A 15,246-nucleotide genomic window follows, 5' to 3' on the forward strand; every position below is an offset into this window, starting at 1 on the left:
AAGAGAAAAGGAAGGAAGGGATCGTAAGCCGTCCGATCAAACGTCGTGAAGGAACGGGGAGTGGTACGATTGCCTCAGAAGCTCGCGGTTATCGTAATACACGGATTAGGCAGGCATAAGGAAGATTTCGCCGATCGGTTCATGATACAGCTCAAGAAGCGGTACGCGGACGCCGCGGGCATAAACGACCCCGGCAATCATCTCGCCATCCGGCCGGTACATTGGGCCGAAATTCTCGAAGTCCGGGAAGAGAGGCTGAAGGCAAGGCTTTACGGTCATAACCGGCTGCGTTATAAGCTGCTGCGGAATTACCTGATTCATTATTTGGCGGACGCCGTCGCTTACCAGCCGCTGGAGGTCAACGATCAAATCTATCGCGACATCCACGCGACGATCAGCACGGCGCTGCAGCGTTTAACGGAAGAAGCCGGACCCGAGGCGCCGCTTTGCGCCATTTCCCACAGCATGGGGACGGTTATCGCAAGCAATTATTTTTACGATATGCAGAACGCCACGAGATGGAAGCCGGACGTGCTTGAGCCGGGCTCTCCGCTGGCGAGGGGAGAAACGTTGTCGCTGTTCTATTCCTGCGGCACGACGCTGCCGTTATGGAGCCTTCGCTACCGCGATTTTGACCGGCCGATTCGCGTTCCCGCAGACGCCGCCTACGCAGCGGCGAAAGGCATTACGGGGGAATGGGTCAACTTTTACGACAGGGACGACATTCTCGGATATCCGCTCCGAAGCATCGACCCCGCCTACGGCCGGGCCGTTCGCGAAGACGTGCAGATCAACGCCGGCGGAATGCTAAGAAGCTGGAACCCGTTCAGCCACGGCGGATATTTTACGAACGGCAGCATGCTGAGACGGATCGCGGCGGGCTTGGTACGCACATGGCGGGAAGCAAACCAACAGGAAGGATAAAGCTATGTCTTTGACGCAAGATTATTTACGGCTGTATACCGCGTTTGCGCGAGCGGGAGGCGGGCAATCCGTCAAGGTTACGTCCGACCGGCTTGCCTCCGCATTGTATTGCACGGCCCGTAACGCCAAGCTCATTATTCATAAAATGACGAAGCTCGGCTGGCTCGACTACCGGCCGGGGAGGGGGCGCGGCAACCCTTCGGAGTTGACGTTCCGGCTCGATTACGAAGAAACTTATGTACGGGAAGCGAAACGCTTGGCCGGGGAAGGCAAGGTCGAAGCCGCTTTTCAACTAGTGCAAGCGTTCGGCGGGAATACCGGATTTCGGCAGGAGCAATTCGTGGAATGGCTATCCGGCTATTTCGGCTATTCCGTGGACAACCGGAACGAGGCCTATTTGGAAACGTTGAAGCTTCCGGTATTTCGGGAGCTGAACGGCGTTCATACGCTGGATCCGGCCGAGTCGTTTTATGCGCTCGACATGCACCTTATTCAACAGGTGTACGACACCCTCGTAGAAACCGATCCCGTCACGCGCGGATTTAAAGGAGCGATCGCTCATCATTGGAGCAGCGACGATTCGGCCAAGGAATGGACGTTTTATTTGCGTAAAGGCGTCCTCTTCCACAACGGCAGAGAGCTGACCGCGGAGGACGTCCGCTTCAGCCTGCTGCGTCTGGCCGAAGGCGGATACAAGCAACGCTGGCTGGCCGAAGACATCGTATCGGTCGACATCCTGTCCAAATTCGCGGTCAGCGTTCGTTTGAAACGTCCTAATCGTTTGTTCCCGGCTTACGCCGGATACCCGCCGATGTCCATCGTGCCGTTGGAATGCGGCGAAACGGGTTTGTCCGATAAGCCCGTGGGCACCGGCCCTTACCGGTATGTGGCGCAGGACAGCCAAAGATACGTCCTGGAAGCGTTCGACCGGCATTATGCGGGAAGAGCGCTGATCGACCGGATCGAACTGACCGTCATTCCGGGCGATTGGAGGCTTGCGCTTACGCCTTCCGCATCGCTGCTCATCGATACGGACGACATCCCGGTGAGCGAACCGGTAAGCTTGCCGGACTGGCGGCTCAAGCGCAAGGTAACCGGCTGCACGCTGCTCACCATGAACCAAAGGAAACCCGGACCGCTCCGGGACCTGCATTTGCGCAAAGCCGTGCAATACGCGGTGAACCGCCGCTTAATGGTGGACGAGCTCGGCCATTCCAGAGCGTGTCCGGCATTCGGTTTTTTCACCGAAGACGGTCAGGGCGGCCTTGTGGATACGGATTGGGATATGAAGCTTGCCCGCGGGCATATGGAGAAATCTTCGTATGCGGGCGAGCCGCTTCGGTTATTGACGTACCGGCGGCATGTGAAAGACGCGGAGTGGCTGCAGCGTGAGCTTGCGGCCATCGGCATCCGGTTCGAGGTCCAAATCGTTTCGTGGAAGCAATTGCTGCAGACGTCCGTAATGGAACGGGCCGATATGATCTTGTTCGAACTTCCGAGCGCGGAGGGGATCATTCGGATCGTCGAAAGCTTTAAATCCCATTTTATCCGCGCCCATCTGTCCGAAGACGACGCCTCCGCCGCGGACGAAGCCGTCGCGGAGCTGCTGGCGGCTGCGGACGAGCGGTGCCGCAGTGAAATTTTGAAGCGGATCGAACGCAATTTAAAAGAAAAAGCGGCTTTTGCGTTTCTGGTTCATAAAAGCGTCAGCAGCCATGCCCATCCTTCGCTCCGGGGCATACGCATAAACGGAAGAGGCTGGATCGATTTCAAAACGTTATGGTACGACCCGGAACGAACGTCGGCGGCCGGGGACGGACAAAAGGCGAAATCCGGCGCGTATCTTTACCCTTTTTCGGATGGATAGGGTTAACTATAATGCAAATAGATTTCTCAACCGTAGAAGTCGGACAAATAGACGTAACCGAGGAGTGATTGAAATGGACATTAGACAAGACGATTTATCGGGAGAAAAAGTCATTGCATTGATTGCGGAGCATTTGTACGGAATGTCGCTTCATTCGCCGCCGGAAAGCATACATGCGCTAGACCTTGTCGGGTTGAAAAAAACGGATATCACGTTTTGGAGCGGATGGGAAGAAGACGAGCTGCTCGGCATCGGAGCGCTGAAGGAGCTGGACGGCGGGCACGGGGAAGTCAAATCGATGAGGACCTCTTCTTTGCATCTGAGAAAAGGGGTGGCAAGACGCATGCTGCAGCATATTATTGACGAAGCGAAGCGGCGGGGGTACGGCCGCATCAGTCTGGAGACCGGCTCCATGGAAGCCTTCGCGCCGGCCAGACGGTTGTACGAGAGCTTCGGCTTTGCATATTGCGGCCCTTTTGCGGATTACAAGGAAGACCCCAATAGCGTGTTTATGACAAAAGAGTTGTAGAATATATCGCCACGGCGCTTCACGAGAAATAGGTTTGCTGCATAGATAGACTTCTCCAAGCTCACAATAGAGCCAAAAGGAGGAGTCTTATTGCGTTATGCCATCCGAATCGTCTTAACCGTCGCGGCAATAGCGCTCGCGGCAAGCTGTTCAAGGCCGTTTAAGCCGTTTCAAGACGAGGATATCGTTCGGCTGCGAAGCGGCGGGCAGACGGCACATGCGAATAAGCCGGTTATCCTGCTGCTCGTCGATTCGTTGATGTACCAAACGATCGACCGAGGGATTCGGGAAGGAAAGCTTCCGGCCTTTCGGTATTTAATCGAGCACGGCCAATATTACCGCAACTTAGTCAGCGGCTTTCCGACGATGTCGGTGTCCATCGACAGCACGCTGCTCACGGGCGCGAACCCCGACCGGCACCGCGTGCCGGGGCTTGTCTGGTATTCTGCAACCGAGAGACGGCTTGTCAATTACGGCACGGATCCTCTGGAGGTCGTCAAGACGGGCTTTCCGGGTACGTTTCGGGATGCGTTGCTGCATTTGAATCAATCGCATTTAAACCCGAAAATTTCTACCTTGTACGAAGAACTGGAGAGAAAGGGGCTTTCCACGGGATCGGTCAACGGTTTAGTTTTCAGAGGCACTTTCGCCCATCGGTTAACCGTCCCCGCATGGCTTCGGACGGTTACCGGCCTGCCTTCCGGCTTTGACGTGAAAGGGCCGGCCTATTATTCGTTCGGCGCGTTCTCGAACCCGCTGAAGACGGCCGTCAACCTGCCGGAAGGAGCGACGGAGCGCTTCGGATTCAACAACCGATACGCGATTGAGATGACCGCCTATTTGGTGAAGCATCATCTATTGCCCGATTTCTTGTACGTCTACTTGCCGGATTTGGACCAAAAGCTGCACAAGAGCGGGCCGGACGAGTTCGACGGCGTCGCGGAGACGGACAGGCAGCTGGACTCATTGCTGCAAAGCTTCGGTTCGCGGGAACAAGCGCTCGAACGGGCCGTATTTGTCATTTCCGGCGACAGCGGAATGACCCGCATCGCTTCTTCCGCCGATCAGCCTACGATCGATCTGCCGGCGCTGCTGCTTCCTTATAAGATTTTGCTCCCAAGCCGGAGAGCGGCGAAGGAAACGGAGCTGGCGCTTGCGGTCAATGAGACGATGGCCTATGTATACAAATTGAATACAAAAGCCGCTTTACGCGATATCGCATCGCAGCTGTGCGGGGATGCGCGAATCGATTTCGCCGCCTGGGAAGAAGGCGGTTCGATTCACGTGATGCAGGGAGGCACCAGGAAGACGATGCGCTACCGGCCCGGAAAGGAAACCGCGGATTCGTACGGTCAGGCTTGGATGGCGGACGGAGCGGTCGACGTGCTGGACTTGCGCATCGATCATGCGAATAAAACGTTGAATTACGGCCGATATCCCGATGTCTTGCAGCGTCTGTCCGCGGCGCTCCATTCTCATGACGGCGAATTTCTGGTCGTTACCGCCAAAGAAGGCTACGAGCTGGCGACAAGCGGCTCGCCCGTGCATCGGGAAGGCGGAGGACACGGAGGACTGACCGCCACGGAATCGTTAGTGCCGTTAATTATCGCCGGAACGGACGCGAAGCCGGACAAGCTTCGCATTGTCGATTTAAAGGATTATTTGCTCAAGCTGCTGCTCGATAAATCCGAGTTTGCCAAGCTTGGGGATAAGTGAACAAAAAATTGACCGCGTTGGCGGTCTTTTTTATTGACCGAACGGTCCGGAAATGGTAAGATGATTCCATCAAGAGGGAGGCGACGCTCCTTCTTGACTGAATGGTCTAGTAAAAGGTAGTATGGGAGGAGGAAAAAAGGAGGCATACCGATTTGGCAAGAAGCAAGGAATTTGATACCACGCTCGTACTGCATAAGGCTATGGAAGTATTCGGCCACTACGGCTACGAGGGGACGTCGCTGCAGCTTTTGCTCGAAGAGCTGGGGATAGCCCGCCAAAGCTTATATGACACGTATGGCACGAAACGGGATCTCTTTATTAAAGCGGTCAAACATTACGTGAACGAGAAATCGTCCGCCGTCGTTGCTTATTTAGAGCAGCCAACTTCCGTTAAAAATGCCGTTAACGCGATATTCGCCGCCATCGTGGAGACATTGAAGGACGAACAGCGCCGCAAGGAGTGCTTTATCTTGAACAGCGCGATCGATCAGGTCCCTCATGATGCCGAGATCGCCAAGCTTTTCGAGCAGGACAGGATCCGGTTGGAGCAGGCGTTGCACGATGCTTTGGAACGCGGCCGGCAGCGGGGCGAATTGGGGCCGGACCGGGATTTGCGGGCGTTGGCGCGTTATTTGTATCATGCGCGGTATGGGCTGACCCAAGCGGCAAAAATGACGGACGATCCGCTTGTCCTTGAGCAAATAGCGGCAGTTGCGGTGTCCGTACTTGAAAAAAAATGAAGCGTTGAACGGCGCTTCCTTATTTTCGACATTTTTAGAATGATTGGTCTATAATGTGGCCAAATTAGACTGTTCAGTCTATTATGTAAAGGAGAATGAGAGATGAGTTCAACCAGATTCAAAGGATTGGCGTTATTCATTTTGGCTATTTCGCAATTGGTCTTGGCGCTTGATTATACGATTATCTTTGTTGCAATGCCGTCGCTTGGCAGCGAGCTCGGGTTTTCGGCGAATCACCTTCAGTGGGTCGTCAGCGCGTATTCGCTTGCTTACGGCGGATTCCTGCTCCTTGGCGGCCGATTATCCGATCTTGCGGGCAGACGCCGCATGTTTATGATCGCCATGGCGCTTTTTGGACTTGGCTCGCTCCTTGGCGGACTGGCCGAATCCCAGCTTATGCTGATTCTGGCCAGAGGCCTTCAAGGCTTGGGCGGTGCGCTGTTATCGCCGGCAACGCTCTCGCTGATCATGTCGAACTTTGATGAAGGACCGGAACGGAACCGGGCGATGGGAATATGGGCATCGATGGGCGGCGTCGGACTGTCGCTCGGCCTGCTGCTTGGCGGGGTTCTCACCAGCTACATCGGATGGGAAGCGACATTTTATGTGAATGTGCCGATTGCGCTTGTTGCGCTTCTTCTTGCGCCGGTCGTCCTTGCCGAAAGCAAGCTGTCCGCCGCAACGAAGCATTATGACGCGGCAGGCACGGTTTCCGTTACGGCGGGAATGCTGCTTCTCGTTTATTATCTCGTTCAGGCGCCCGTAGAAGGCTGGCTTAGCGCGGCTACGCTTCCCTTTGCGCTGCTCGGCGCGGCCCTTCTGCTCGCCTTTATCGTGATCGAAAAACGAACGAAGGAGCCGCTCATTTCATTCCGCATGTTCCGCAACCGCAATTTGACCGGAGCTGCGCTGACGGCATTTCTATTCTCCGCCTCGTTCGGCTCGCTCTATTACTTTTTGACGCTTTATACGCAAGCGGTGCTGAACTATTCGGCCATTCAGTCGGGCTTTACCTTCCTGCCGCTGACTCTCAGCGCTTTGCTCGGCGCCAGGATGATAAACAAAATGCTTTCCAAGGCGGGCGTAGCGGGTACGATCGCAGCGGGGATGGGGCTCGGCATGATCGGATTTTTGCTGCTGACAAGGTTGTCCGAAACCGGATCGGCGTGGGGAATCATCCCGGGGATTGTGATCATCGGTATCGGTCAGGCGCTTGTATTTACGACGATGTTTATCGCCGGCGGCACAGGAGTCGATCCGAAAGAGCAGGGCGTCGCATCGGCGCTTATTTCAACAGGCCAACAAATCGGCGGGGCGATAGGATTGGCGGTGATTATGGCTATCATTTCGGCTAGTCTCGGTTTGAACGCGACACTCGAAACGATGCAGCCGGCGGAGCTTAACCGCGCGATCCACACGGCCTTCTTCATCTCGGCTGCCGTTACGGTGCTGGGGGTGCTGGTCGCGCTTATCGCGCTTAAACAGCCGAAGCCGTCCAAGCTCGACGGGTTCAAGGCGACGGCATCTCATTAAATCGGCGATATTTTCTTGACCTAGAGTTTTCTCTAGGTTTTCTTTTTTTAGCTTAAGAACCGCCGGGAACAAGACTTTCGTCTTCGTTTACTCCGCAAAGGATAGTAATGGACGGCCGGGAGCGATTATACTGTTGGTAAAAACATTCGGGAGGGATAAGCGTTGAAGGCGCTCATCAATATCGATTATACGTTTGATTTTATCGCGGACGAAGGCGCGTTGACCTGCGGCAAGCCGGGACAAGCCATTGAAGACGAAGTCGTCCGTCTGACCCGCGAATTTGCCGAAGCGGGCGATTATGTCGTGTTTGCGGTCGACGTGCACGACGAAGGCGACGCCTATCACCCGGAGACGAAGCTGTATCCGCCCCATAATATTCGCGGCACGGCCGGGCGGGATTTGTACGGCAAGCTGGGCGAATTGTTCGAAAGCATCAAAGGCTTGGACAACGTCCATTATATGGACAAAACGCGTTATTCCGCCTTTGCCGGGACCGATCTCGATCTGAAGCTAAGAGAAAGAGGCATTCAAGAGGTGCATCTGGTCGGCGATTGCACCGACATTTGCATCCTGCATACGGCGGTCGACGCCTATAATTTGAATTACCGGATCGTCATTCACCGGAACGCCGTAGCCAGCTTCAATCAGGGCGGACACGAGTATGCGCTGTGGCATTTCGAGCATTGTCTCGGCGCGGAGATCGTTTGAGCACTCTCAAGCCATGTTCTAGGGAAGCGTTAGCGTTCGCCTTTGCATTCGGATGCCGGCAACAAGGGTCCGGACATGTAAGAAACAGCTACCTGAACCGGTCCGCCGTCATGTAAAATGATTCCACGAAGGGATGTGCAGACATGAAGATCAGGGTGCTGATCGCGGACGATAACAGCTTTATACGGGAAGGAATGCGCATTATTTTGAACACGTTCGACGACTTCGAGGTGCTCGCCGCGGTCGAGGATGGCCGGGAAGCGGTCGATTATTGCATGGCGAACGAAGTCGACGTCGTGCTGCTGGACGTGCGGATGCCGAACATGAACGGGGTGGAGGCGACGAAGCAGATCGTGCGGAATACGGACGCCAAACCGATCATTTTAACGACCTTCGACGACGACGAATTTGTGTTTGACGCCATCCGGAACGGGGCGAAAGGCTATTTGCTCAAAAACAACGAACCCGAACGAATCCGGGATGCCATCAAAAGCGTATACGGCGGAAACAACGTCCTGCAGGACGTCGTACTCGATAAATTAAAAGCGGCCATGACCGGCGGTTTCGGCGAATCCGGAACGACGGCCTCGGCGATCGAGCCTGGCAACCGGAATGCGGTTCCGTCCGTTCCGGCAGCGGCCGGCACGGAGGACGGCCGGGCAGGCGGCGCCTTCGACAGAAGCCCGTTCACGGAACGGGAGCTTGACGTCATGGCGTTGATCGCAAAAGGCTACTCCAACAAGGAGATCTCGAAGGAGCTTTACATATCCGAAGGGACGACGGCCAACTATATCACGTCGATTTTGAATAAGACCGGACTCGAGCATCGGACGCAGATCGCCATTTATTACTTGACGGGCAAGGTTCGTTAAAGCGAAAGGACTTACAACCGATGGAGCTGTGGACGATAGGAAACAAGACGGCCGTACTGCTTTTGGTCATCGGGTTGTCTTATTTCGGGAACAAGCCGTCGACGGGATGGCTTGTGTTTTATTTTCTGGTATACGCTTCGCTTAACCTCGCAATCCATATTGCGAAAGACTTTCGCGTCAAGCAAGCGGGCATCCTTGCGGTTATGGCTTATTCCGCGGGCTATGCCGTCTATGTTCACCCGGCGTTTGCGCTGCTGCTCCCGCCAAGCGGCTTTGAGCTCGTGTACTGCTGCCCGGGCAAAAAGCCGATTCTGTTGGTTGCCGTTATGCTGCCTGTTTTTTGGCTCGGCTTTCCATACTCCTTCTACTACGGATTTGTAGCCGCATACGGATATTGGAATTATCGGTTTGTTTCCAGGTACATGGGCAAGGCGAACGGGCTGGAGGACAAGCTCGAGCGGCTAAGGCAGGAGCATGAGGCGCTGGCGAAAAGGCTGAACGACAACGAAATGTTTAAACGGACGTTCGAATACGCGGCGAAGCTGGAGGAGCGGAACCGGCTGTCCCAGAAAATTCACGACGGGATCGGCCATTCGATGACGGGCGCGCTTATCCAGATGGAAGCGGCCAAGCGACTGCTCGCAGCCGATCCGGCGAAGGCGGAAGAGCTGCTGCAGAACGCGATCGGCATTTCCAAGGCGGGCATCGAGGAAATCCGGTTGACCTTGAAAGAAACGAAGCCGCCGGTGGAACAGCTCGGCTGGAGCCGTTTGAAAGCGGACATCGACTCGTTCGGCATCCAGTCCGGCCTAGTCACGTCGGCCGTTTATGAAGGCAACCTGGACATCATAACGCCGCTGCAATGGAAAATTATCCGCGAGAACGTAATCGAAGCGATGACGAACGCGGCCAAATATGCGCAAGCTACCGCCGTTCACGTCGAAATCCGCGTATTGCACCGGCTTATTAAAGCGGTCGTCTCCGATAACGGGATCGGGGCTGACAAAATCGTCAAAGGATTGGGCCTCACCGGCATGGAAGAGCGAACCGCCGCCGTGAACGGAACCGTCATTGCGGACGGGTCAAGAGGATTTAGCGTAACGACGCTCATTCCGTGTACCGCACATGAAAAAGTCATATGAGCGATAGGCGGCCGCAATAGAAAAACATGATATTTCTCATAGACAAAGGATGAACTTATGCACTGACATAAGAGCGTCCTTTTTTTGTATTGTTAAATCAAGAAATTGGAGACGACGAAACGGAGGAAACGAAAGTGAACGTGCTGGAGTTAAAGGATTTGACCAAAAAATTCGGCGATTTTATTGCGGTCGACCATATATCGCTTAACGTCCGGGAAGGAGAGATTTTCGGACTGCTGGGGGCGAACGGCGCGGGGAAAAGCACGACGATCCATATGATCTCCTCGCTGCTTCGGCCAACCGCCGGTACCATCCGGATTCTGGGCCGCGACATTGCGAAGGAGAGGCGGTACGCGAAGACGAATCTGGGCATCGTACCCCAGGACTTGGCGATTTACGAGGATATGACGGCCTATGAGAACGTCCGTTTTTTCGCCGGGCTATACGGCTTGAGAGGGTCGTTGTTAAAGGAGCGCACGGAGGAAGCTCTTTCGTTTGTCGGGCTGGCGGACAAAGCGGGAAGCTTTCCGAAAAACTTCTCCGGCGGCATGAAGCGGCGGCTGAACATCGCTTGCGCCATCGCCCATAAGCCGAAGCTGATCATTATGGACGAACCGACGGTCGGCATCGATCCGCAATCCCGCAATTATATATTGGAATCCGTCCGCAAGCTGAACGAATCCGGCTGCACCGTCATCTATACGAGCCATTACATGGAAGAAGTCGAGGAGTTGTGCACGCGCATCGTTATCGTGGACCACGGCAAAATCATCGCCGAAGGCACGAAGGAGCAGTTAAAAGCCATCATTACGGATGTGAAGGACATCCGAATCGAAACGAAATCGGCAGCCGGCGAACAGACCGCCGAACGGATACGGAAGCTGCCGGGCGTACGCGGCGCGCAATCGGAGGAGCAGACGATCCGGGTGCAAAGCGAGGCGGCGGTCGACAACTTGAACCGCATTCTGAAGCTGTTGATCGACGACGGTCTTGAAATCCGCTCGGTCGAGGAGCGGGAGCCGAATCTCGAGACGGTTTTCCTGACGCTTACCGGCCGGAACTTGAGAGACTGACGGGAGGGGGAGACGCGTGAACACGTTCATGATCGCTTTAAAGGAAATGAAACACGATTTGCGGGATAAACGGACGTTTTGGCTGATGCTGGCGTTTCCGATCGCGTTAATGCTCGTTCTTGGCTTTGCGTTGACCAACGCTTTCGATACGGGAACGAATGTAGACGAGATCAAGGTCATTGTGAAAGACGTCAGCGGCGGGAGCAGGCTGGGGAGCGTCTTCGTCGTCTTCGCTCCGGAAGCGGAACAAGCGGGCGTGTCGTTCGAAACGGTGCCGGCAGGAACGGACGGAAGGAGCGAGGTCGGGGAAGGGCGTTATGCGGCGTATGTGGAAGTGAAGCCGGACGAGATCGTCTTTTACGGCAGCAGCGGCCAATCGATCGAGAGCCAAATCGTGCAAGGCATGCTTGCCGTATTCACGGACCGGTACAAGACGTCGGTCGCCGTCGAAAGCGCCGGACCCGGCCGAGCAGCCGCGGCGTTTGCGGAAACGGCCGGAAGCGGCGGCTATATAAAGGAAACGTCCGTCGACGCCGACCGAAAGCCGGGCGCCATGGATTATTACGCCGTGGCGATGTCGATCATGATCGCGATGTATTCGGCCTTATCGGCGAATTCGCTTATCCGGCGCGAAGTCGCAAACGGAACGATGAACCGGCTGTCGGCATCGCCTGTCGGCAAAAGCCAAATATTTGCGGGCAAAGTGCTCGGCAACATCGTCATGAATGCGTTATGCGTATATATGCTAGTGTTCATCAGCAAATTCGCTCTGAATGCCTATTGGGGCGATCATATCGGCTTGGTTCTCGCCGTCTTGCTGACGGAAGTGGTCTTTGCGGTCAGCTTTGGCTTGGCGGTCAGCTACTTAATGAAAGGAAAAGCTTCGTTCAGCCTGACGATGCTTATCGTTCAGCTTGCCGCGTTTTTCGGCGGCTCTTATTTCCCGCTGGGCGAAGGGGGAGAAGGGCCTCTATCGGCACTTGTCGGCTGGTCCCCGATCCGCTGGGCGAACCGCGCCTTGACGCAGCTTATTTATGAGAACGGGGTAACGGCCGCTTGGAACGTCATGGCCGTGAACATCGCCTTCTCCGTTCTGTTGCTAGCCATTTCGGCCGCCGTCATGCGGCGCAAGGAGGGAATCTAACATGTGGAAGGAATTGCGGTTTTTAATATGGACGGCGCTGTGCGCCACGTTCCGCAAACGTTCGACCTGGCTGCTGTACTTGGGTTTGCCCGTTGCCGGAGTCATTGTCTCCTCGTTAATATACGGGTCGGCCGGACAAACGGCGCTAAAGGTGGGCGTCGTAAACGATGACGGCTCCGAAACGGTCGCGGCGGAAACGGTCCGTTTCCTGCAAAGCCTCGACAAAGCCGAAGTTACCTTGGTAACGCCCGATCAGCTTCGGCGGGAGCTCGCAGCGGGGGAACTGGACAGCGGGGTTGTGCTCGGAAGCGGATTTTCCGCAAGCGTACTGGCGGGAAAGCCGGATCATATTGCGGTTCAATCGGTAAAAGGGGAGCAGGTGACGGCCTACGTCAAAGCGATGCTATACGGTTACATCGATAATATGGCTGCGATGGGAGCGGCGGCAGGCGGCGATTCGGCGGCATTTGCGAACATTTACGAGCACTATAAAGGCTCGACGACCGCCCTTCGCAGCGAATGGGTCAACGATGCTTCCGTTCAAAAACAAATGTCGTATCAATCGATCGGATTTTTGATCATGTTTATGTTGACTTCAGCGGCGGGCTTGTCGGAGCTTATTCTGAAAAACCGCGAAAACCGCACCTATTTTCGAATCATGGCTTCGCCCGTATCGGCTAAAACGTATGTGCTGTCAAACGTTATCGTCAATTTGATTATTATGCTTGCGCAAATAACGGTAACGCTGTTCGTGCTGACGGTCGTCTTCCGGCAATCGGCGGGCATCCCGGCGCCCGGAATGGGCTTGCTGCTGGCGTTGTTTGCGCTCGTATCGGTCAGCCTGTCGCTTGTGATCGTCGCGTTTTCGACCAGCACGTCTTCGTCGAACGCGCTGCAAAATTTAATCATTCATCCGACCTGCATCTTGTCGGGGTGTTATTTTCCGATCGGCATCATGCCGGATGCGGTGCGCAGCGTTGCGGCTTTTTTGCCGCAAAATTGGCTGCTTCAATCGATCGACCGCCTTCAAGCCGGTTACGGTTGGACCGACATCGCATGGAACCTGCTCATTTTGCTTGCGTTTGCCGTATTCTTTTTCCTGCTAGCCGCCTACAAATTCGGCCGGAACAACGATACGAGAAATTTCGTTTGAAGCTTGTTTTAAGCTTGCCCGTACGAATGATCCGGCGCCGGGAATGGCGTCCAGGCCGGGACTTGTCGTTATAACCGGCTTTGACTATAATTTAAAGATTAGCTATAGTACGCGCAACGACGAGAAGCGCCGGGAGAAAAAGATATGGAACATCTGGTAAGCGATCAATGGGACGAACAGTTATGGCTACGTGCCGAGCCGATCTATGAAGAGGCTTTTCCGGAGCATGGCCGGAAGAGCCGCTCCATCGTGCGGAGGATGCTCGACCGGGGCTTGGCGGAGCTTCATGTATGGCAAGATCGCGGCGCGGCTGTCGCAATGGCTATTACGGCGATAGACCGGAGCAGGAATCTGCTGATCATCGATTACATCGCGGTCAGCTTCGAACGGCGGGGACAAGGACTCGGCCTTGCTTGTTTGAATGACATACGCGCATGGGCGAGAAACTCTCGAGGCTGCAAAGGGATCGTCATCGAGGTCGAGGCCGAACGTACCGAAGAAAACGAGAAACGAATCCGGTTTTGGCAAAAAGCCGGTTTCGTCTTGACCGACTATGTCCGGTCCTATATCTGGGTGCCGGAGACGTACAAGGCGATGTACTTGAAATTGGACGAGAGCCGGCCGGTGCCGCCGCCCGACGGCAAGACGTTATTTAAATCGATTATTAACTACCATGAAAAGGCGTACAGGAATAGAGGCGAAACGAAATGAGCAGACAGCGGTTCAGAGAGACGGGGTTTACGGTCGGCAGTCTGCCGACGGGGCCGGCGAACGGCATAACCGACGTTCCGGGCGTCAGCGTCGGACACGTCACGCTGATCGAAGAACGCGAAGGCGTTAGCGTGCGAACGGGCGTTACGGCAATATTGCCGCATCAAGGGAATCCGTTCCGGAACAAAGTCGCGGCCGCTTCCTACGTCATTAACGGCTTCGGCAAAACGACCGGCCTTGTCCAAGTCGACGAGCTTGGCGTTCTGGAATCGCCGATTATGCTGACGGACACGTTCGGCGTTCCGGCTGCGACGGAAGGCGCGCTGCGTTATATGATGGAGCTGGACGAAGGGGTCGGCGCTGAGGCGGGATCGATCAATATCGTGACCGGAGAATGCAACGACAAATTTTTAAACGACATGCGCGGGCTTCATGTCCGGCCGGAGCATGCGGTGGAGGCGATCCGCGAAGCGAAGGCGGCGCACGATGCCGGCCGCCCGGCGGCGGAAGGGGCCGTCGGCGCCGGCACCGGCATGGTATGCTACGGCTGGAAGGGCGGCATCGGAACGTCGTCGCGCGTTGTGGAAGCCGAAGGCAGCGTCTATCATATCGGAGTACTGACGCTGACGAATTTCGGGAAGCAAGAGGACTTGACCGTTCTCGGCCAGCCGATCGGCAGGCTGCTGCAGGAGCGGGAAGCCGAAGGCCGCAACGACGACGGTTCCGTCATCATCGTCATCGGCACCGATCTGCCGCTGGACGCCCGGCAGCTGAAGCGTCTGGCGAAAAGGGCGAGCTTCGGGCTCGCCAACACGGGGGCCATCGCCCATCACGGAAGCGGCGATATCGTCATCGCCTTCAGCAACGGCAACCTCGTTCCGCACGAGCCGCAGTCGGACTTCGTCCCGATGCGGACGGTCCGGGAGGACGGCGCGCTGATTTCCGCCTGCTTCCGGGCCGTCGTCGAAGCGGTGGAGGAAGCGGTTTACAATTCGTTGTTTGCCGGCGAGAGCATGACGGGCCATCAGGGCCGTACAGTACGCGGCTTGCCCGTAAAGGAGACGGCCGAACTATTGCGAAGCCGATTGTTGCTTTAAGAGCGGCGGCGACGGACGACGAAACGATAAGGGGGCA

At 55.7% G+C, this 15,246-nt stretch carries 14 protein-coding genes; all 14 read left to right on the top strand.

Annotated elements, in window-relative coordinates:
* Nucleotides 1–60: 60 nt before the first annotated feature.
* The 14 genes from ACFSW5_RS06505 (at nt 61) to ACFSW5_RS06570 (ending at nt 15,209) form a co-directional block, all read left to right on the top strand.
* A complete protein-coding gene (locus ACFSW5_RS06505; RefSeq protein WP_379270593.1) occupies nt 61–924 on the top strand; it encodes a chemotaxis protein in 864 nt (287 codons plus the stop codon).
* A gap of 4 nt (nt 925–928) precedes the next feature.
* Entirely contained in the window at nt 929–2,791 is a 1,863-nt protein-coding gene (locus ACFSW5_RS06510) for an ABC transporter substrate-binding protein (protein WP_379270594.1), read from the top strand.
* Nucleotides 2,792–2,864: 73 nt separating this feature from the next.
* Nucleotides 2,865–3,320: a GNAT family N-acetyltransferase gene (locus ACFSW5_RS06515; RefSeq protein WP_379270595.1), complete on the top strand. Its 456-nt coding sequence runs from the start codon at nt 2,865–2,867 to the stop codon at nt 3,318–3,320.
* A 90-nt stretch (nt 3,321–3,410) separates the two neighbouring features.
* Nucleotides 3,411–5,036: an alkaline phosphatase family protein gene (locus ACFSW5_RS06520; protein ID WP_379270596.1), complete on the top strand. Its 1,626-nt coding sequence runs from the start codon at nt 3,411–3,413 to the stop codon at nt 5,034–5,036.
* A 152-nt stretch (nt 5,037–5,188) separates the two neighbouring features.
* Nucleotides 5,189–5,776 (top strand): TetR/AcrR family transcriptional regulator, encoded by a 588-nt coding sequence (locus ACFSW5_RS06525; RefSeq protein WP_379270597.1) that lies wholly within the window; start codon nt 5,189–5,191, stop codon nt 5,774–5,776.
* Between the two features lie 102 nt (nt 5,777–5,878).
* Nucleotides 5,879–7,309 carry an MFS transporter gene (locus ACFSW5_RS06530; RefSeq protein WP_379270598.1) on the top strand — a complete coding sequence of 477 codons (1,431 nt, stop codon included), beginning with the start codon at nt 5,879–5,881 and terminating at the stop codon, nt 7,307–7,309.
* Nucleotides 7,310–7,471: 162 nt separating this feature from the next.
* The gene (locus ACFSW5_RS06535) at nt 7,472–8,017 is read left to right on the top strand and encodes a cysteine hydrolase family protein (RefSeq protein WP_379270599.1); all 546 of its coding nucleotides are present in this window, start codon (nt 7,472–7,474) and stop codon (nt 8,015–8,017) included.
* A 143-nt stretch (nt 8,018–8,160) separates the two neighbouring features.
* Nucleotides 8,161–8,889: a response regulator gene (locus tag ACFSW5_RS06540; RefSeq protein ID WP_379270600.1), complete on the top strand. Its 729-nt coding sequence runs from the start codon at nt 8,161–8,163 to the stop codon at nt 8,887–8,889.
* A gap of 20 nt (nt 8,890–8,909) precedes the next feature.
* Nucleotides 8,910–10,031, top strand: a complete 1,122-nt coding sequence (locus ACFSW5_RS06545; protein ID WP_379270601.1) for a sensor histidine kinase — start codon at nt 8,910–8,912, stop codon at nt 10,029–10,031.
* A gap of 134 nt (nt 10,032–10,165) precedes the next feature.
* Nucleotides 10,166–11,104, top strand: coding sequence for an ABC transporter ATP-binding protein (locus tag ACFSW5_RS06550; RefSeq protein ID WP_379271046.1), 939 nt, complete (start codon nt 10,166–10,168; stop codon nt 11,102–11,104).
* 16 nt (nt 11,105–11,120) lie between these two features.
* On the top strand, nt 11,121–12,248 hold the full coding sequence (locus tag ACFSW5_RS06555) for an ABC transporter permease (RefSeq protein WP_379270602.1): 1,128 nt from the start codon (nt 11,121–11,123) through the stop codon (nt 12,246–12,248).
* 1 nt (nt 12,249) lies between these two features.
* Nucleotides 12,250–13,401 (top strand): ABC transporter permease, encoded by a 1,152-nt coding sequence (locus ACFSW5_RS06560; protein ID WP_379270603.1) that lies wholly within the window; start codon nt 12,250–12,252, stop codon nt 13,399–13,401.
* A 144-nt stretch (nt 13,402–13,545) separates the two neighbouring features.
* Nucleotides 13,546–14,112, top strand: a complete 567-nt coding sequence (locus ACFSW5_RS06565; RefSeq protein WP_379270604.1) for a GNAT family N-acetyltransferase — start codon at nt 13,546–13,548, stop codon at nt 14,110–14,112.
* A complete protein-coding gene (locus tag ACFSW5_RS06570) occupies nt 14,109–15,209 on the top strand; it encodes a DmpA family aminopeptidase (protein ID WP_379270605.1) in 1,101 nt (366 codons plus the stop codon). Before ACFSW5_RS06565 ends, ACFSW5_RS06570 begins: the two co-directional genes overlap by 4 nt.
* Nucleotides 15,210–15,246 lie beyond the last annotated feature (37 nt).

This window comes from Paenibacillus thailandensis (genome assembly GCF_042685365.1).
Lineage (GTDB): Bacteria > Bacillota > Bacilli > Paenibacillales > Paenibacillaceae > Paenibacillus_AP > Paenibacillus_AP thailandensis.

What these genes read in the sequence shown, in the direction of transcription:
- ACFSW5_RS06510 (WP_379270594.1), top strand. Translation starts at nt 929, where the DNA reads ATGTCTTTGACGCAAGATTATTTACGGCTGTATACCGCGTTTGCGCGA.
- ACFSW5_RS06515 (WP_379270595.1), top strand. Translation starts at nt 2,865, where the DNA reads ATGGACATTAGACAAGACGATTTATCGGGAGAAAAAGTCATTGCATTG.
- ACFSW5_RS06530 (WP_379270598.1), top strand. Translation starts at nt 5,879, where the DNA reads ATGAGTTCAACCAGATTCAAAGGATTGGCGTTATTCATTTTGGCTATT.
- ACFSW5_RS06540 (WP_379270600.1), top strand. Translation starts at nt 8,161, where the DNA reads ATGAAGATCAGGGTGCTGATCGCGGACGATAACAGCTTTATACGGGAA.
- ACFSW5_RS06545 (WP_379270601.1), top strand. Translation starts at nt 8,910, where the DNA reads ATGGAGCTGTGGACGATAGGAAACAAGACGGCCGTACTGCTTTTGGTC.
- ACFSW5_RS06560 (WP_379270603.1), top strand. Translation starts at nt 12,250, where the DNA reads ATGTGGAAGGAATTGCGGTTTTTAATATGGACGGCGCTGTGCGCCACG.
- ACFSW5_RS06565 (WP_379270604.1), top strand. Translation starts at nt 13,546, where the DNA reads ATGGAACATCTGGTAAGCGATCAATGGGACGAACAGTTATGGCTACGT.
- ACFSW5_RS06570 (WP_379270605.1), top strand. Translation starts at nt 14,109, where the DNA reads ATGAGCAGACAGCGGTTCAGAGAGACGGGGTTTACGGTCGGCAGTCTG.